Below are 18220 nucleotides of genomic sequence, written 5' to 3' on the forward strand. Positions count from 1 at the left end.
GAGCCATGCCACTGACCAAGCTTGCGCAATCTGCTGTTCATCCTCCCGGTCCGGGCCGCAGGGTGTGGGGGCTGCTGATTCTGCTTTTGCTGGCATGGGCTGCGGCTATGGCTGTTGTCGGCTGGAATCTGCAGATCCGCTCGGCCGAGGAACTGGTCCATGCCGACTGGCGCTTGGCGACCTGGGGATGGGGCCTGGCGCTGCTGGTGTTTACCGCGCTTATGCTTGTTGCATGGATTGGCTTGCGTGCTTATAAGCTCAAGCTGCACTCCATGCAGCAAATGGCTGCGCAGTCCGAGCAGCGGCTGGAGCAGGCGCTGAGCAGCATGCACAGCGGCTTTTTGCTGCTGGACGCGCAGCGGCGGATTCAGGTCTGGAACCCCTGTTACGAAGCATTTTTTCCCTGGCAAAAAGCGCAGCTGGTGCCAGGTCTGCCCTTGTTGCAGCTGTTCGATGCGGCAGAGCAGGGCCTGAGCCCGATGCAGCTGGGCAAGATCAAAGCCCTGCATGAGCAGTTGCTGGCGCAACCCGGCAAGCCTTTGGAGCAGCAATTGCCTGCCGGCCACTTTGTGCAGCTGACGGCTCGCGCGGTCGCACAGGGCGGCCTGGCCATCACCTACCAGGATGTGAGCGACATCCGCATGGCGGCCGCCGAGATTGAAAGCCTGGCTTTCTATGACTCGCTGACCCATTTGCCCAATCGCCGCTTGCTGCTAGACAGGCTGACACAGGCCACGGTGCAGGCCCAGCGTGATGGCTGGTATGGTGCCTTGCTGTTTCTGGATCTGGACCACTTCAAGTTGCTCAACGACACCCTGGGCCATGCAACGGGAGACCAGTTGCTGCAGCAGGTGGCCAAGCGCTTGCGCTCTGCGGTGCGCGCCTCCGATACGGTCGCGCGCCTGGGTGGCGACGAGTTTGTGATCATGCTGTGCGAGCTGGCACGCACCGAGGCTGAAGCCGCCACCTTGGCTCAGCGCGTGGGCGAGAAGATTCTGGCGCACCTGAATCAGAGCTTCACTTTGGGCGAGCATGAGCATCGCAGCGCCTGCAGCATGGGGGTGACGCTGTTTGGTCAGCTTCAGCTTTCATCGGCGGGCGAGCTGATCAAGCAGGCGGATATTGCCATGCACCAGATCAAGGTCAGAAGCGGCAGCGGTCTGTGTTTTTTCGATCCGCAAATGCAGGTCGAAATCCATCAGCGCGCGCGCATGGAAGGGGATTTGCGTCTGGCGCTGGAGAAATCGCAGTTCGAACTGCACTACCAGCCGCAGTTCACGCTGTCGGGTCAGGTCATTGGCGCAGAAGCCTTGCTGCGCTGGCGTCACCCGGAGCGCGGTCTGGTGCCGCCGGGCATGTTCATTGCGGTGGCCGAGGAAAGCGAGATCATCATTCCCTTGGGCATGTGGGTGATAGAGCAGGCTTGCGATCAGCTGGCTGCCTGGCAAAAAGATTCGCGCCTGAGCCATCTGCAGGTAGCGGTGAACGTGAGCGCTAAGCAGTTTCGCCATGCAGACTTTGCCGATCGCGTGATTGACGTCGTGGAGCGTGCCGGCATTGCGCCGCAGCTGCTGAAGCTGGAGCTGACCGAGTCTTTGGTGATAGAGAACGTGCAGCAAACCATTGCGACCATGAAACAGCTGCGCAATCACGGCCTGTGTTTTTCCATGGATGACTTTGGTACCGGCCAGTCCTCGCTGACCTATCTGACCCAGTTGCCGCTGCATCAGCTCAAGATCGACCAGTCCTTTGTGCGCCATATGGGCCAACGGCACAGCGACGATGTGATCGTGCAGACCATCATCGGCATGGCCCGCAACCTGAATCTGGAAGTGATAGCCGAAGGCGTTGAGACGTTGGAGCAGCGCACCATGCTGGCACGCTATGGCTGCGAGCTGTTCCAGGGCTATTTTTTCAGCCCGCCGGTGCCGGTGCAGAAGTTCGAGCAGTTGCTGAGCTGCACGCCGGGCTGCGATCGCGCCGGCATGCGCGCCTAGGCTTTGCGCGAAGACACCACAATGCCTGCCACGATGAGCGCAAACGCCAGTGCATGGTAGGCGCGCGGCATCTCTCCCAGCACGGGAATGGAAAGCAAGGCCGTGAACAGCGGAATCAGATTGCCAAAAAAGCCGGCAATGGCCGGGGTGGAACGCTGCACGCCCATGCCCCAGAAGCGATAGGCCAAAATCGCCGGCCCTATGGCGATGAAGAGCAGGGTGGCCAGCAGAGGCCAGCCTGGTACCAGACGAAAATCGCCCCATAGGGCTTCACCGCCGGTAAACAAGCCCGACCACAGCAGGCCAAAGGCCAGCTGCGCCACCAGAAAGCTGGCCCAGTGCGCTTTCACTTCGGCCGGGCCGGGTGTCTTGGCAATCAACCAGGTGTAGAAGGCCCAAGCAATCGTGGCCAGCACCATGAATAGATCTCCGGCCACGAAATGCAGCTGCATCAGCGTTGGCAGATCGCCGCGCGAGAGCACCACGGCCACCCCCAGCACGGACAGCAGCGCGCCTGCGAACTGGCGGCCGCTGACCGGCGTGCCCCAGCAGATGCGGCCTATGACCAGCATCCATACCGGCATGCTGGAGCTCACCAGGGTGACATTCAGCGGCGTAGAGGTCTTGAGCGCCAGATACAGCAGCGCGTTATAGCAACCAATGCCCAGCAGGCCCAGCAGCAGATACTGGCGCCACAGCGGCCAGATGGGGCTGTTCTTGCGCAGCACCCGCCAGGCCAGCGGCAGCAGCAGGACAAAGGCAATGCACCAGCGCAGAAAATTGAGGGCAAACGGGGAAATCAGATCGTGCGCCAGCCGGCCCACGATGGCATTGCCAGCCCACAGCAGCGGAGCCAGCGTGAGCATGGCGACGGTAGAGGGCTTTAAAGAGGTGGTCATAGGGCCGACACTTTACTGCGATCCGGCACCACTACCTATCTGTGCAGCCAGGCCTTCGCCATACGCGAATGCCTGGAGCGTAGGCACGGCCCCCAGGTGTTTGGTCGCGACGCCACAATGACAGCAGCACAACCGAGAGTGAATCAATGAATCAAGCAAGCAAACTGTGGCTGGAGCAGACCCGCCAAGCCGCGCAGCAGCCGCCGCTGCAAACTCGTCAAAGTCTGGCCGTGGCCGGCCAGGTGGTGGGCACGATGGATGGCGATCTGGTGCGCAGGCTCAGTTCTGAGCAGCTGCGACAACATGGGCTGGAGCTGGTCTGGAGCAAAAGCTTGTGGGCGCTGCAGGGCGAGGGCGATGTCACGGCCGTGCTCAACCGTATGGCACAGGCCTTGCGGGAGGCCGGCCTGTGCGGTGCATGGCGCAACGAGCAGCTGGCGGTGCATAACGCCCAAGGCCTGCAGGTGGGCACGGTGGAGCGTGGAGCGGTACGCCCGCTGGGCATTGCCACGCAGGCGGTGCACCTGGTGGGGGCCGCGCCCGACGGCCGCATCTGGGTGCAGCAGAGGGCGGATAACAAGGCTACCAACCCCGGCATGTGGGACACCTTGATGGGGGGCATGGTGTCCGCCGCAGACAGCTTGCCGCAGGCGCTGGAGCGCGAAACCTGGGAGGAGGCGGGCCTCAGGGTTGCCGATCTGACGGATCTGCGCCATGGCGGTTTTGTCAGCTTTTGCCGCCCCAGCGATGAGGCCGAGGGCCATGGCTATGTGAGCGAACGCATTGACTGGTTTGAGGCCACCGTGCCCGAATCGCTCAGCCCCGACAACCAGGATGGCGAGGTGCAGCGCTTTGAGCTGCTGGAGCGAGAGAGCGTCGAGGACTGGCTGGTGCAAGACCGGTTCACGCCAGAGGCATCCCTGATTCTGGCCGCATATTTCGGCTGGCGCTGAACCGCGAGGAAGGCATGAAAAAGCCCCGCTGCTGCGGGGCTTGCTTTTGAGGCGGCTTCAGCGACTAGCGCTTGCCTTCCAGCGCGGAAGATCTCAAGCGATTGGGGGCCAGCGCGCCGGCCTGCTCCAGAATGGGATAGGCCACCGAGCACAGCAGGGAGTTGATGCGCTTCAAATCGCTGATCAGATCGATGTGCAGCGAGCTGGTCTCGATACTGGAGACCGTGTTGTGCGACAGGCGGGCCAGGTGGGTGGCGGAATAAGCCAGTTCCAGATCGCGAAAACGGGCTTTTTCTTCCAGCAGCTTCTGGGCCTCGCGCACATTTCCGTTGAGAAACACGCTCATGGCCAGGCGCAGATTGTCCAGCAGGTGCTGGCTCAGCTCGTGAATCTCCTGCATGCCGGCGTCCGAGAAGTGGCGCCCCTTCTTGATCTTCTTGTCTTCCAGATCCAGCAGCACGCGTTCGATGATGTCGCCTATCTGCTCCATATTGATGGTGAAGCTGATGATTTCCGTCCAGCGCTGACCTTCGCGTTCGTCCAGTTCGGCGCGCGAAATCTTGGTCATGTAGTACTTGATGGCCGAGTACAAGTCGTCCACCGTGGCCTCCAGGTGCCGCACTTCCTCGGACAGCTTGACATCGTCGGATTCCACCACTTTCTGCAGGCCGATCATCATGGACTCGACCACATCGGCCTGATGCAGGGCTTCGCGCGCTGCGCAGGAGATGGCCAGCGAGGGGGTGGACAGGGCCGAGGGATCGAGGTGGCGGGGGCGTAGCAACTGGCCGGTGCTGTTGTCCTCGGGCTTGGGCAGCAGGGCTGAGACCCAGCGCGCCACGGTCTGGGTCAGGCCGATGAAGCACACGCTGTTGAAGATGTTGAAGGCCAGGTGGAACAGCACCACGTTCTGGCCGGCGTTGGGGATATAGGGCTGCACGTATTGCACCCACAGCCCCAGGAAGGGCGCAACAATGGCCACGCCCATGATCTTGAACAGCAGATTGCCGATGGTGACCTGGCGTTCTTCGACCGCAGCCTTTGCCGTGGTCAACGCCGCAACCAGGCCGCTGCCCAGGTTGGCACCCAGGGCCAGTCCCAGGGCGACTTCAATCGGAATGGCACCGGAGCTGGCCATGGCTGCAATCAGCAGCACCACGGCCAGGCTGGAGTAGGCCACCACGGCCAGCACGGCGCCCAGCAGCAACTCCATGAACATATCGCTGCTGACCGAGGTCAGCAGGGTGCGCACGGCAGGCGCTTGCAGCAGGGGCTCGGTGGCTTCGACCACCAGGCGCAGGGCCAGCAGCATCACGCCCAGACCGATCAGCACGCGGCCTATGCGTCCGGGAGTGGAGTCCTGGCGGGTGATGAACAGCACCACGCCCACAAAAATGAACAGCGGCGAGAGCCAGGAAAGATCCGTGGAAAACAGCACCGCCATCAGCGCCGTGCCCACATCGGCGCCGCGCATGACAGCCAGGGCCGAGGGCAGGGTGATCAGGCCCTGACCCACAAAGGACGAAGTCATCAGCGAGGTGGCCGTACTCGACTGCACCAGCGCCGTCACGCCCAGGCCGGAAAGCGCCGCAGAAAAGCGGTTGCTCATGCTGCGGGCGAGGATGTTGCGCAAGTTGGCACCGAAGACGCGCAAAACGCCGGTGCGAACCATATGAGAGCCCCAGACGAGGAGGGCAATGGCTGCTAAAAGATTCAGTAAATGCTTCATGTGCTGCGAGCGAAGAAGCGAACTAATATACCCCCGACTCAGGGGTGTCCGCTGTGGGAGCACTTCCATGACGCACAAATAGGTGCGAAATAAAGAACACAATAGAACGAAAACGAAAGTTTTCAAACATCGTTTCTACCAAGAACCGCACTTGCGCATTTTGCATGACCTGTTGGTGCCTTAGGCATGGGCAGCGAAAAAAGGCGGGCAGCATGTTTGCTGCCGCGTTCAGCCCCGCCTGGTCTAGGCAAAGCTTGGACAGGGCAGAGACGGAGCAGTCCGTTGAACTGCGTTCTGAAAAACAAAACCCGCTGTCTTGCGAGCAGCGGGTTCTCTCGAACACATAGCGCGTGGCGCTTGTCAGCCCTGGGCTTTGGCACTTTCTTGCTTGGCGCGTCGGGCTCTCAGGATCTCATCGAGAATCAGCAGCACGGCGCCCAGGGTGATAGCCATATCGGCCACGTTAAACGCCGGGAAATGGCTGCGACCCCAGTAGAAATCCAGGAAATCCACCACATAGCCGTGCTGCAGACGGTCGACCACATTGCCGATGGCACCGCCCAGAATGCTGGACAGGGACAGGCAAAACAGCTTCTGCTCCGGATGCTTTTTCAGCTGCCAGACGATGAGCACGGTGGCTACTGCACCGATCAGCACAAACAACCAGCGCTGCCAGCCGCCGCCATCGGCCAGAAAGGAGAAGGCTGCACCGGTATTGTGTGCCCGCACGATGTTGAAGAAGCTGGTCAGCGGCGTCCAGTCTCCGTACTGGTAATGGGCCAGAATCCATTGCTTGGTGATCTGGTCCACGCCGATGATGACAAGCGCCCACAGCAGCCAGGGCCAGATGCGGCCAAAGCCTGCGGAGGATGTCAAGGTGTTGCTCATGACGGCTCTTAGTAAACAGGAGTCTTCAATCGATAGCTGTCAGCGCTGGATCTCAGCCACTTTCAGCATGAATTTCATCTGAAAGTGGCTTTTGATCAGCGCATGCAGCTCACTTTTTACGCAGCTTTGCGTACCTCGCCCGTGCCGTGCAGATTGCTGTCGCAACGGCCGCACAGGCTGGGGTGCTCGGGGTTCACGCCCACGTCGTCGCGGTAGTGCCAGCAGCGCTCGCACTTGGCCGCCTCCGAGGGCTTGACCGCTACGGCCAGGGCCTCGCCCGCCACAGCCTGGGCTGCGGAGGTGATGAAGACGAACTTCAGATCGTCGGCCAGCGATTGCAGCAGGGCCAGGTCTTCGTGCTGGGCGGAGATGGTCACCTCGGCCTGCAGCGAGGCGCCGACCAGGCCGGTCACGCGCACGGCTTCGATGTCCTTGTTGACCACGTCGCGGATCTCGCGCAGGCGGCTCCACTTGGCCAGCAGGGCTTCGCTGCCTTCGGGCAGATCGGTGAACTGTTCCAGATAAATGGTTTCGCTGTTGCCCACGATCTTCCAGGCTTCTTCGGCCGTGAACGAGAGGAACGGTGCCATCCAGCGCAGCAGCGCCTGGGTGATCTGGTGCAGCGCGGTCTGGGCCGAGCGGCGCGCCAGGCTCTTGGGCGCCGTGGTGTAGAGGCGATCCTTCAAGACGTCCAGGTAGAAGCCGCCCAGGTCTTCCGAGCAGAACAGCTGCAGCTTGGCCACCACGGGGTGGAATTCATAGACCTGATAGTGGCCGATGATTTCCTTTTGCAGCTGGGCCGCACGCGCCAGGGCGTACTGGTCGATTTCCAGCATGTCCTTGTAGGCCACGCTGTCGGTGGTGGCGTCAAAGTCGCTGGTGTTGGCCAGCAGGAAGCGCAGGGTGTTGCGGATACGGCGATAGGCATCCACCACGCGGGCGAGGATCTTGTCGTCGATACCCAGGTCGCCAGAGTAATCGGTAGATGCCACCCACAGGCGGATGATTTCGGCACCCATCTTGCCGCTCACGTCTTGCGGCGCCACGGTGTTGCCCACGGACTTGGACATCTTCTTGCCCTGTCCGTCCACGGTGAAACCGTGGGTCAGCAGGCCCTTGTAAGGCGCGCGGCCGAAGATGGCCGAGGCCAGCAGCAGCGAAGAGTGGAACCAGCCGCGGTGCTGGTCATGGCCTTCCAGGTACAGGTCGGCTTCGGGGCCCTGGTCGTGGTGCATATCGGCATGGGTGCCGCGCATCACGTGCCAGAAGGTGGAACCCGAGTCGAACCAGACTTCCAGAATGTCGGTGCTCTTGGTGTAGAGCGAAGCTTCCTCGGCACCCAGGATTTCTTCGGTGCTCACGCGGCTCCAGGCCTCGATGCCGCCTTGCTCGATCATGTCGGCCGCCTGGTCGATGATCTCCATGGTGCGCGGGTGCAGTGCGCCCGTGTCCACATGCAGGAAGAAGGGGATGGGCACGCCCCAGCTGCGCTGGCGCGAGATGCACCAGTCCGGACGGCCGGCGATCATGGCGCGCAGGCGCTCTTGCCCGTTTTCGGGGTAGAAGTTGGTCTGCTCGATGGCGTCCAGAGCGATCTGGCGCAGCGTCTTCTCGGGCTTTTGGGCCGGGTCGGTGAACACGCCTTCGCCTTCGTCCATGCGGATGAACCACTGGGCCGCAGCGCGGTAGATTACCGGCGTCTTGTGGCGCCAGCAGTGCGGGTAGCTGTGGCTGATGGTGGTGGTGTCCATCAGGCGATTGGCCAGCTTCAGTGCGTCCAGAATGACGGGCACGGCCTTCCAGATATGCTGGCCGCCGAACAAAGGCATGTCGGGCGCATATACGCCGTTGCCTTGCACAGGGTTGAGGATGTCCTTGTACTCCATGCCGTTGGCGACGCAGGAGTTGAAGTCGTCCAGACCATAGGCAGGAGCCGAGTGCACGATACCCGTGCCGTCGTCGGCCGTGGCGTATTCGGCCAGGTACACGGGCGAGATGCGGTCAAAACCCTTGTCCACATGGGCCAGTGGGTGCTTGAAGGGCATGTGGTCCAGCGCCTTGCCCTGGGCCGTGGCAACAACAGTGCCTTCCAGCTTCCAGCGTGCCAGGCATTTTTCGACCAGGGCCGAGGCCACGATCACCAGGCCGCGCTCGGTATCGACCAGGCTGTATTCCAGATCGGGGTTGACGTTGAGCGCCTGGTTGGCGGGGATGGTCCAGGCCGTGGTGGTCCAGATGACGATGAAGGCCTCTTTGTCCAGCTTTTCCAGGCCAAAGGCCGCAGCCAGCTTGGAGGGTTCGGCGGCGGGGAACATCACGTCCAGGGTCTGGCTCTGCTTGTCCTGGTATTCGATCTCGAACTCGGCCAGCGAGGAGGCGCAGTCGAAACACCAGTACACGGGCTTGAGGCCGCGGTAGACGAAGCCGCGCTCCATCACCTGCTTCAAGGCACGCAGCTCCAGCGCCTCGTTGGCGTAGTTCATGGTCTTGTAGGGGTGGTCCCAGTCGGCCAGCACGCCCAGGCGCTTGAAGTCCACCATCTGCTGGGCGATTTGCTCGGTGGCAAAGGCGCGGCTCTTGGCCTGCATCTCGTCACGGGGCAGATTGCGGCCGTGCAGCTTTTCGATGGCGTTCTCGATGGGCAGACCGTGGCAGTCCCAGCCCGGCACATAGCGCGCGTCAAAGCCTTCCAATTGGCGGCTCTTGACGATCATGTCCTTCAAGATCTTGTTGACGGCGTGGCCGATGTGGATCTTGCCGTTGGCGTAGGGCGGGCCGTCGTGCAGGATGAACATGGGGGCGCCGGCACGGGCGTCGCGCAGCTTCTTGTAAATGCCTTGCTCTTCCCATTCCTTGGTCCAGCCCGGCTCGCGCTTGGGCAGATCGCCGCGCATGGGGAAGGGGGTGTCGGGCATGTTCAGCGTCGCACGGTAAACGGACGCTTCGGGCTTGTTGGACTTCGATTCAGACATGGAAAACCTTGAGAGCAATACAAGGCCCGGGCAGCGGTGCCAGGGCATGAATGGGGAGTTTGGTGCCCGGTGCGCCGCTGCCAGGGCTCTGGCAGATACGGCGGATCGGGCAGGCGGACAGCGAGAGCGTCAAATTCGGTCGCGCGTGGTTTGGCGACGGGTCTCGGTATGGCTGGACGTATGGGACGGCGCGTGGTTGCCAGCGAAGAACGCACGTGCGTCATCGCAGTCCTTGGCGATGCCTGCCGTCAGGGCATCGAGACTGTCGTACTTCAGCTCGTCGTGCAGTTTGTGCAGAAGTTCCACGCGGATGATTTTACCGTAGGCCCCTTCCCCACCCAGTTGGGCGGGCCAATCAAAGCAGTGGGTCTCCAGCAGCACGCGGCCGCCGTTGATGTCGTTGGGGTCCAGCGAAGGGCGTACGCCCAGGTTGGCCACGCCTTGCAGGGGGGCATCCGTCAGTCCATGCACCAGCACCGCAAAAATGCCGCTGGCGGCGGGCTTCCAGTGGTCAAAGCGCAGGTTCAGGGTGCGAAAACCGTCGTCTGCGCCGGCGGCGCTCTCGGCCAGCTTGCGTCCCAGCTTGCGCCCGTGGACCACATGGCCGGAGATGCGGTAGGGGTGGCCCAGCAGCTTGGCCGCCTGCTGCATATCGCCAGCGGCCAGGGATTCGCGCACGGCCGTGCTGGAGACGCGCAGACCATGCACCTCGTAGCTATTCATGCGTGCCACATCGAAACCCAGGGCCTGACCGGCGGAGTCGAGCATGGCGTAGTCGCCGGCGCGTTTGTTGCCAAAGCGGAAGTCATCGCCCACCAGCACGTATTTGGCGCCCAGACCGGAGATCAGCACATCCTGAATGAAGTCTTCGGGACGCTGGCTGGCCAGCGAGGCGTTGAAGGGCAGGATGACGACCTGGTCCACGCCGCAGATTTCCAGCTGGCTGAGCTTGTCGCGCAGCGTGCCCACGCGGGCCGGCGCCAGCTCGGGCTTGCCCAGCTTTTGCGCGAAATAGTCGCGCGGGTGGGGCTCGAAGGTCATGGCGCAGGTGGGTATGCCGCGCTGTGCCGCTTCGGCGCGCAACAGTCCCAACATGGCCTGGTGGCCTCGGTGCACCCCATCGAAATTGCCAATGGTCACAGCGCAGGCTGGGGCCAGGCCGGGGTGCTTGAATCCACGGAAAATCTTCATGGGCTGCTTTGTTTTTGGTAGCAGCTGGCGCCGATGCGAGCGGCACAAGCCGTCAATTTGACATAGTTTCAGAGTATATTGCTTCCATCCCTGCAGCCAAACCGGCTGCCAAAAGAGCGCCAAGACGCTCTCTCGTTCTCACGGTTCAGATCTGACTGACAGGAGGCGTGTTGTGAAAGTCTTGAAGCTGACAGCCCAGGGGCTGCCGCAGTCCTGGGTGACGCTGGAGCAAGCGGCGCTGCACTATGCGGCGGATGAGGTGCGCTGGGAAGCCGGCGCCGAGATTGCCTGCTTTCGCGGTGGCCATAACGCGGTGACGGGTCGGCAGTCAGTCATTCACATCAACTCCATCATCGGCACCAAGGGCGTGTCTGCCATCAACCCGCACGAGCTGCTGCCGGGGCTGACCAATGGCAAGCTGTTTGCCCGCGACCGCTGCCTGTGCGCCTATTGCGGCCGGCAGTTCCATGAAGGCGATCTGACGCGCGAGCACATCGTGCCCGTCTGCGTGGGCGGCCAGCACACCTGGATGAATCTGGTCACGGCCTGCCGCGCATGCAACCACCGCAAAGGCCCGCGCACGCCCGAGCAGGCGCATATGCCCTTGCTCTACACCCCGTACACGCCCACGCTGTGGGAAGACTTCATCTTGCGAAACCGCCGCATTCTGGCCGATCAGATGGAGTTTCTCGTGGCCCATGTGCCGCGTTATTCGCGCTGGCGCAGCTGATTTTTTTTGCGATCCGGGCCGTTTGCGCTTGCGTCTTGCCTGACAGGCACGCGGGTTTGTGTTCGAATATCGGGTTTACCCTTGGATCATCCATCATGATCGTTCGCGATCGACCCTCTGGCTTCAAGCTTTTCTGGATAGTGCGGGGCTCGGTGCTACAACGCATCATGGCCGTGCTGGCTGTCAACATCGTGTTTGCCATGCTGATTACCGTGGCGCATGGCATGTTGTTTGATGTCAAGATTCCCGTCACCACCATCCCCTTCACCCTGATTGGCCTGCCGCTGGCCATTTTCTTGGGCTTTCGCAACAACACGGCCTATGCCCGGTATTCGGAGGGGCGCAAGCTTTGGGGCGAAATCCTGATCTACGCGCGCACGCTGTCGCGCCAATGCCAGACGCTCATCGTTTTTGACCATCCGCCAGATCCTCGTCAGCGGGCCGACGATGCCCGGGTGCGCATGGTGCACCGCGTTGTGGCTTTTGCCCATGCGCTGCGGGCGCAGCTGCGCGGTCTCAACGAGGACGCGGCGGCACAGCACTGGCTGGCCGCCGAAGAGTGGCAGCGCCTGCAGCAACTGCCGCTGTCCCAGCGCACGGATGCACTGATGCTGGCCATGGGCCATGACTTGAACCAATGCGTGCAGCAGCATCGCATCGATCCCTGCCTGGCCGTGGCGGTGGACAAGACCTTCAATGGCTTGACGGCTGCCGCCGCCTCTTGCGAGCGCATACGCAACACGCCCATCCCGTTTTCCTATTCGCTGCTGCTGCACCGCACGGCGCATATGTATTGCTTTCTGCTGCCGTTCGGACTGGTCGATGTCACGGGCTTCATGACGCCGTTTGTGGTGGCCATCGTGGCCTACACGTTTTACGGGCTGGATGCGTTGGGCGACGAGTTGGAAGAGCCGTTTGGCATGGAAAGCAATGATCTGGCGCTGGACAGCATTTGCCGCGGCATCGAGATTGCCATGTGCCAGTCTCTTGGCGATCCCAAGGTGCCGGCACCGCTCCAACCGGTGGACTACCAGCTGACCTGAAGCCTTCCGTCCAAAACAAAGCCCCATACAGACTTGCTGTTGGGGCTTTGTTTTTGATAGCGACTAGCGCTTTTATTGTATGGCTTAGAGGCTTGTTTCGGTTTGGGTTTTATCCACGGCCTGCTGCCAGGCCTCGTACAGATCCTGGCCTTCATCGCGCACGCGGTGGCTGATCAGGGTCAGCTCGCGCTGTTCCTCGGGCTTGGCCAGTTCCACATAGCCGCGCGCGGCGGACAGGTCATAGGGTTCACCGTCTTCGTTGGAATAGGCGAAATACACTTTTTTGACACCGGCCAGCAGCATGGCCGTGTAGCACATGCTGCAGGGGTAGCCGCTGGCATACATGACGGCGCCGCTCAGATCCGTGCTGCCCTGGGCCTTGGCGCCTATGCGCAAGGCCTGCATCTCGGCATGGGCCGAGGGGTCGCAGAGCTCGTCCACCTGATTGACCGCCTGAGCCAGCACCTTGCCGTCCCTGACCAGCACGGCGCCGAACGGCCAGGTAGGCTGCTGTCTGTCCTTGACATTGCCCATGGCCAGGCGGATGGAATCGAGCAGGTACTTGTCTTCGTTATGCATGGGAATCGTTCTCCTTGTTGAAAAAATCAGCTGCCACGGTAGGTGGTGAAAAACCAGGGCGAGCACAGCATGGGCACGTGATAGTGCTGGGCTGCGTCGAAGATGGAAAAACGCACCAGCACTTCTTCCGATAATGCCGTGGGTTCCTTGAAGTGCTCGCCTACGTAAAAACGCAGTTCGAAGTCTCCGGTGCGAGCGGACTGGGCCGCCAGCATGGGGCTGTCGGTGCGGCCGTCGGCATTGGTGCGGGTGCTGTTCAGGCGCTGCGGCGGGGATTGCGCGACGTCGTAGAGCTCTACCCGCAGGCCCGCGATGGGGCGGCCGGTGGTGACATTGAGTGCGTGGGTGCTGATGCCTGCCATGATTTGCCTTTCACGAGATTGGAATATTCGAGCTGGGGAAAAGGGCTGCGGCTCAGCTGCCGCGCGAGTAGGTGTAGTTCCAGGGGCCGAACTGGATAGGCAGGTGGATGCGCTCGGCCGTGTTCGCGATCTGAAAGCGCACCGGCACCTTGGACAGAAAGGCGGGGCGGGGCAGCTTGGAGCCCTTGGCGGCAAAGTATTCATCCACATGCAGCAGCATCTCGTAGCGGCCGGCGCGGTAGCTATCGTCGATCAGCAGAGGATCGTCGGCTCGGCCGTTGGCGTTCACGATGAAGCTGCGCACCAGCACATAGTTCTGGCCGTCCCAGCGTGAGAAGTCGATGCGCAGGCCCGTGGCTGCCGAGCCGTGGAAAGTGTCGACGGCGTGCATGGTCAGGCGCGGGCTGACGCCATGCAGCACGATGGGTCCGGAGGACTGTGCCGGTGCCGGCTGGGGCGTTTCGGCAGCCAGGGCACCACGTGCCGCGACCAGGGCTGAGGCGCCGAGTGCCAGACCGGAGAGGGCGAACTGACGGCGCGCCGGGAGCAGAGCTTGTGTGCTGGAAAAAGAAGTCTTGGACATAAACCTGTTTCCTTCAGATCAGATGCAGTTTCAGCCGTTTTTGCGGCGTTGGAGGCGGGTGATGAAGGCAATGGCCAGGATGGCGGACAGCGCTTCCACAATGGCGACCAGGTACAGGCCGGGAGCGACCTTGCCGCTGGAAGCCTTGATCAAGCCCATCAGATAGGGGGCGCCGAAACCGGCCAGATTGGCGACAGAGTTGATCAGGGCCACGCCCACAGCGGCGGCACCGCCGCTGAGCAACATATTGGGCATCTGCCAGAACACCGGGATAGCGCTCATGGTGCCTACCAGGGCCAGGACCATGGCCGTCAGTGCAACGATCACGGGAATGCTGTTCATGCCCATGGTGATGGCCAGGGCCAACATGCCCGCGGCACCCAGCAGGACCGAGCCTGCAAAGTGCCAGCGCACTTCACCGTGATGGTCGGAATGGCGACCGTTGAGCACCATGCCTGCAGCACCCAGCAGATAGGCGCCGCCGGCAATCCAGCCCACTTGCATGGGCGAGGTGAAGCCTGCTTCACGGATGACGGTAGGGATCCAGAAAGTCAGTGTGGAGTTGGCGCACAGCAGGCAGAAGAATACGGCGATCAGCAGCCACACCATGGGATTGCTGAACAGGGTGCGCCAGTCGCTGTGGCGCTCGCCCTGGGCCTTTTGGTCCAGTTCCAGCTGTTGGCGCACGACGGCGCGGTCCGCATCGGTGAGCCACTTGGCCTGCTCGGGGCGGTCCGTCATGTAGAAATAGGCGAAGACGCCGGCCAGCACCGAAGGAATGCCTTCGATGATGAACAGCCACTGCCAGCCGTGCATGCCATGCGCACCTGCAGCCCAGGTCATGATGCCGCCGGCCAGGGGGCCGCCGATCACGCCGGCAATGGCAGAGGCCGACATAAAGGTACCGAAGGCCTTGGCGCGGCGCTTGGATGGGTACCAGTAGGTCAGGTACAGGATGATGCCGGGGTAGAAGCCGGCTTCGAACACGCCCATCAGAAAGCGCAGGATGTAGAACTGGGTCGGCGTCGTCACCCAGGCCTGCAAGATGCAGATCAGGCCCCAACCGATGGTGATGCGCATCACCGTCTTCTTGGCGCCAATCTTCTGCAGCAGCATATTGGATGGCACTTCGAACAGAAAGTAGCCTATGAAGAAGATGCCCGCGCCCAGGCCGTAGACCGCCTCGCTGAATTTCAGGTCATCAAGCATCTGCAGCTTGGCAAAACCGATGTTGACGCGGTCCAGCCAGGCCAGCACCCACAGCACGCCCAGAAAGGGCAGCAGCCGCCAGGAGATCTTGGAATAGGTGGCGTCGATCTGATCGACCGAGGGGGCCGTGCCGCTGATCGGCATATGTTGAGCACTCATAGCAAGTCCTTGTCTCAGAAGTCTGTTATTTGGGTATGTGGACGCCTGCATGGTCGCGGGTTGCCGCGATATGCGAAACTAGGCTGCTGCTATGAGCCGCATAGCAAATTGCATATTCATAGGGAAAACACGTGTCTCGCAGCGAAGATCCGTTCGACACCTACTTGCTGCGCGTGCTGTGCACCTTGATCAGCGAAAAAAGCGTGTCGCGCGCGGCAATACGCCTCAATCAGTCACAACCGGCCATCAGTGCGGCATTGAGGCGCTTGCGGGCCATCTTCAGTGACCCGCTGTTGGTGCGGGACAAGAACCGCATGGTGCCCACGGCGCGCGCGCTGCAGGCTGTGGAGCAGGCGCGTGCGGCACTGGGTCTTATCGACGGGCTGCTGACTACGGGCAAGGAATTTGCTGCCGAGACCACGCAACAGCGCTTCACCATTGCCACGCCCGACTATCTGGCGCCGCCCTTCATGACGCGCGTGGTGCAGCTCATGCGGGCGCAGGCGCCGGGTGCCCGGCTGGTGATGCTGCCGCTGGGCCAGAGCTTCGACTACGAGCAGGCCTTGCAAAACGGCGATGTGGACATCGTCATAGGCAACTGGCCGAGTCCGCCCGAGCATCTGCATATGTCCACGTTGATCGAGGATGAGGTGGTCTGCCTGCTGGATGAAAAGCATCCGCTGGCTGTGCCGGGCCAGCTCACCTCAGAGCAATATCTGCAGTCCGCCCATGTGGTGTTCACCCCGTACTCGCCGGACCAGCGCGGCGTGGTGGAGACTAGCCTGGGCACCATGCGGGTCAGCCGTGACGGCCGCGTGCAGTGCTCCCATTTCTCGCTGGCCCCCGAGCTGCTGGTAGGCACGGATTTGCTGCTGACCACCAGCCGCCATTTCGCGCTCTACCACTGCAGACGTCTGCCGCTGGCCATGGTGCCCTTGCCCATGGGCAACCGCAGCATGCGCTTTTATCAGCTATGGCATTCGTCCCGCCATCGGGACGCTTCTCATATCTGGATGCGCGGATTGCTGAGCCAGGCCGCGCAGGTGCTGACGCAGCTGGCGTAGCCGGCTGCTATACGGGCTATAACAAGCCAGGACTGTGAGGCAGCAAACCGGCTTTCTACACTGGCTTCATGACTACCGAAACTCACTCCTCCATCCCCACGCTAGACGAACTCAACACCATGACGCCGGACGCTTTTGTGGCCGCGCTAGGTGAGGTCTTCGAATACGCTCCCTGGGTGGCCCAAGCCGCCGCGCTACAGCGCCCGTTCCACAGCATCGATGCACTGCATGCCGCCATGCTGGCCGCCGTGCATGCCAGCCCCCGCGAGCAGACCGTGCGCTTTCTTTGCGGTCACCCCGAGCTGTCGGCCAGTGCCGTACGTTCGGGCACGCTGACCAGCGATTCGCAGCAGGAGCAGCAAAGCGCCGGTCTGGGCGAGCTGGAGCAGGCTCAGGGCGAGCGCCTGGCGGTGCTGAATCAGAGCTATCGCACGCGCCATGGCTTTCCCTTCATCGCCTGCGTGCGTCACTACACGCGCGCCGGCTTGTTTGCCGAGCTGGCTTCGCGCACCGATCGCGCTACCGAGGCGGAGTTTGCCGAAGCGCTGCGCCAGATCGGCTTTATCAGCCGCCTGCGCTTGGCGCAGCGCGTGAGTGAAGCCTGCTTGCAAGCCGCTTGAGTCGGCCCAGGGGCATAGCCCTGAAACAAAACAGCACGCCGTGGCGTGCTGTTGGTTTTTGAAGTGGGCTTGAATGCCGCGGCTGCGATTTGCCAGCGAGTTATGCAAACACGCCGGCGCTGTCCTGCATATGGGCGGACACCGTGCCCAGATGGTGCAAGGTGTCGCCACCCGTCATCTCCATTTGCGTCAGGCGCTTGAAGTAGTGGCTGCCCACATATTCGTCCGTCACGCCGATGCCGCCGTGCAGCTGCACGGACTGCTGGCCCACAAAGCGCATGGACTGGCCCAGCTGCACCTTGGCGCGGGCCACGGCCGTGTGGCGCTCCTCGGCTGGGGCGCCCAGCTTCAGGCTGGCGTAATAGCTCATGGAGCGGGCCAGCTCCAGCTGCATCTTCATATCGGCCACGCGGTGGCGCAGCGCCTGGAAGCTGGCAATGGCCACGCCGAACTGCTTGCGCTGGTTCATGTATTCCGTGGTCAGCTTGAGGGTTTGCTCCATCACGCCTACGCCTTCGGCGCACAGGGCGGCATTGACTATGTCCTGGGCCAGCGTGAGGGCGGGCAGGCCGTTGCTGGTGATCAGCGTGGCAGGCACGGCATGGCAGATCAGATCGGCAGCGCGGCCTTCATCCTGGGTGGCATAGCCGCGTGTGCTGACGCCGGGGGCGCTTTTCTCCACCAGGAACAGGGCCAGCTTGCCGTCCAGCTGCGCGGGCACGATGAAGGAATCGGCCTGATCGCCAGCAGGAACAATGTTTTTGGTAGCGCTTAGCGAATACTCATCGCCGGACTTGCTCGCTTTTGCATCACAAACATCAAGGCGGTAGCGTGCTTTGCGCTCCTGCGATGCGAGCACCACCAGCTTTTCTCCGCTGGCGATCTGGGGCAACCAGGCTTGCTTGACGGCATCGCTGCCAAATTGGGTCAGCACGGCAGAGGCGGCAAACGCCTGGGCCAGCGGCTCCATTACCAGGCCGCGGCCCAGCTCTTCCATCACCACCATGACATCCACCGCACCCTGGCCCAGGCCGTCATAGGCCTCGGGCACGGTCAGGGCGGTCAGGCCCAGCTCGGCCAGTTCGTTCCAGACCTCGCGCGAAAAGCCGCCCTGGCTGGCAATGGACTGGCGGCGTTCGAAGCTATAGCCCTTCTCGACCCAGCGGGCCACGGCATCGCGCAGTTGTTGTTGATCGTCGGAAAAATCGAAATCCATATTTGTCTCCTGCCGCCAAAGCGAGT

The 18220-nt window shown here is 62.1% G+C and carries 16 protein-coding genes; 6 read left to right on the plus strand and 10 right to left on the minus strand.

Annotation, left to right across the window (positions count from 1 at the left end; all coding sequences use genetic code 11):
• The first annotated feature begins 107 nt into the window (after positions 1-107).
• Positions 108-1997 (plus strand): putative bifunctional diguanylate cyclase/phosphodiesterase, encoded by a 1890-nt coding sequence (locus tag ACNAZA_RS01865; RefSeq protein WP_415794690.1) that lies wholly within the window; start codon positions 108-110, stop codon positions 1995-1997.
• Here the strand turns inward: ACNAZA_RS01865 and ACNAZA_RS01870 are convergent.
• Positions 1994-2896 (minus strand): DMT family transporter, encoded by a 903-nt coding sequence (locus ACNAZA_RS01870; RefSeq protein ID WP_415794691.1) that lies wholly within the window; start codon positions 2894-2896, stop codon positions 1994-1996. The two genes, ACNAZA_RS01865 and ACNAZA_RS01870, sit on opposite strands and share 4 nt — an antisense overlap.
• Before the next feature lie 146 nt (positions 2897-3042).
• On the opposite strand from ACNAZA_RS01870, the gene ACNAZA_RS01875 reads away from it, so the two are divergent.
• Positions 3043-3849, plus strand: coding sequence for an NUDIX hydrolase (locus ACNAZA_RS01875; protein WP_415794692.1), 807 nt, complete (start codon positions 3043-3045; stop codon positions 3847-3849).
• Positions 3850-3913: 64 nt separating this feature from the next.
• Here the strand turns inward: ACNAZA_RS01875 and ACNAZA_RS01880 are convergent, their stop codons facing one another.
• The 4 genes from ACNAZA_RS01880 to ACNAZA_RS01895 form a co-directional block, all read right to left on the minus strand.
• Positions 3914-5578: a Na/Pi cotransporter family protein gene (locus ACNAZA_RS01880; protein ID WP_415794693.1), complete on the minus strand. Its 1665-nt coding sequence runs from the start codon at positions 5576-5578 to the stop codon at positions 3914-3916.
• A gap of 360 nt (positions 5579-5938) precedes the next feature.
• The gene (gene lspA / locus ACNAZA_RS01885) at positions 5939-6466 is read right to left on the minus strand and encodes a signal peptidase II (protein ID WP_415794694.1); all 528 of its coding nucleotides are present in this window, start codon (positions 6464-6466) and stop codon (positions 5939-5941) included.
• A 116-nt stretch (positions 6467-6582) separates the two neighbouring features.
• The gene (gene ileS / locus ACNAZA_RS01890; protein ID WP_415794695.1) at positions 6583-9438 is read right to left on the minus strand and encodes an isoleucine--tRNA ligase; all 2856 of its coding nucleotides are present in this window, start codon (positions 9436-9438) and stop codon (positions 6583-6585) included.
• 129 nt (positions 9439-9567) lie between these two features.
• The gene (locus tag ACNAZA_RS01895; protein ID WP_415794696.1) at positions 9568-10629 is read right to left on the minus strand and encodes a bifunctional riboflavin kinase/FAD synthetase; all 1062 of its coding nucleotides are present in this window, start codon (positions 10627-10629) and stop codon (positions 9568-9570) included.
• Positions 10630-10801: 172 nt separating this feature from the next.
• On the opposite strand from ACNAZA_RS01895, the gene ACNAZA_RS01900 reads away from it, so the two are divergent.
• Complete coding sequence (locus ACNAZA_RS01900; RefSeq protein WP_120966484.1) at positions 10802-11359, plus strand: HNH endonuclease; 558 nt, start codon at positions 10802-10804, stop codon at positions 11357-11359.
• A gap of 95 nt (positions 11360-11454) precedes the next feature.
• Positions 11455-12402 (plus strand): bestrophin family protein, encoded by a 948-nt coding sequence (locus ACNAZA_RS01905; protein WP_415794698.1) that lies wholly within the window; start codon positions 11455-11457, stop codon positions 12400-12402.
• Between the two features lie 84 nt (positions 12403-12486).
• On the opposite strand, the gene ACNAZA_RS01910 is transcribed toward ACNAZA_RS01905, so the two are convergent.
• Genes ACNAZA_RS01910 through ACNAZA_RS01925 form a run of 4 tightly spaced genes read right to left on the minus strand, consistent with a single transcriptional unit; the run spans position 12487 to position 15294 of the window.
• Entirely contained in the window at positions 12487-12981 is a 495-nt protein-coding gene (locus ACNAZA_RS01910; RefSeq protein WP_415794699.1) for a nucleoside deaminase, read from the minus strand.
• Positions 12982-13007: 26 nt separating this feature from the next.
• Complete coding sequence (uraH, locus tag ACNAZA_RS01915) at positions 13008-13343, minus strand: hydroxyisourate hydrolase (protein WP_120966487.1); 336 nt, start codon at positions 13341-13343, stop codon at positions 13008-13010.
• A gap of 52 nt (positions 13344-13395) precedes the next feature.
• Positions 13396-13926 (minus strand): hydroxyisourate hydrolase, encoded by a 531-nt coding sequence (locus tag ACNAZA_RS01920; RefSeq protein ID WP_415794700.1) that lies wholly within the window; start codon positions 13924-13926, stop codon positions 13396-13398.
• Between the two features lie 30 nt (positions 13927-13956).
• Entirely contained in the window at positions 13957-15294 is a 1338-nt protein-coding gene (locus tag ACNAZA_RS01925) for an MFS transporter (RefSeq protein WP_415794701.1), read from the minus strand.
• A gap of 131 nt (positions 15295-15425) precedes the next feature.
• Here ACNAZA_RS01925 and ACNAZA_RS01930 point away from each other — a divergent pair, with 131 nt between their 5' ends.
• Positions 15426-16358 carry a LysR family transcriptional regulator gene (locus tag ACNAZA_RS01930; protein WP_415794702.1) on the plus strand — a complete coding sequence of 311 codons (933 nt, stop codon included), beginning with the start codon at positions 15426-15428 and terminating at the stop codon, positions 16356-16358.
• A 68-nt stretch (positions 16359-16426) separates the two neighbouring features.
• Positions 16427-16978 carry a 2-oxo-4-hydroxy-4-carboxy-5-ureidoimidazoline decarboxylase gene (gene uraD / locus ACNAZA_RS01935; protein ID WP_415794703.1) on the plus strand — a complete coding sequence of 184 codons (552 nt, stop codon included), beginning with the start codon at positions 16427-16429 and terminating at the stop codon, positions 16976-16978.
• A gap of 100 nt (positions 16979-17078) precedes the next feature.
• Here uraD and ACNAZA_RS01940 read toward each other — a convergent pair whose 3' ends face one another.
• On the minus strand, positions 17079-18194 hold the full coding sequence (locus tag ACNAZA_RS01940) for an acyl-CoA dehydrogenase family protein (RefSeq protein ID WP_415794704.1): 1116 nt from the start codon (positions 18192-18194) through the stop codon (positions 17079-17081).
• Positions 18195-18220: the final 26 nt, after the last annotated feature.

The sequence above is a fragment of the Comamonas aquatilis genome, from assembly GCF_965139575.1.
GTDB classification, from domain to species: domain Bacteria; phylum Pseudomonadota; class Gammaproteobacteria; order Burkholderiales; family Burkholderiaceae_C; genus Comamonas; species Comamonas aquatilis.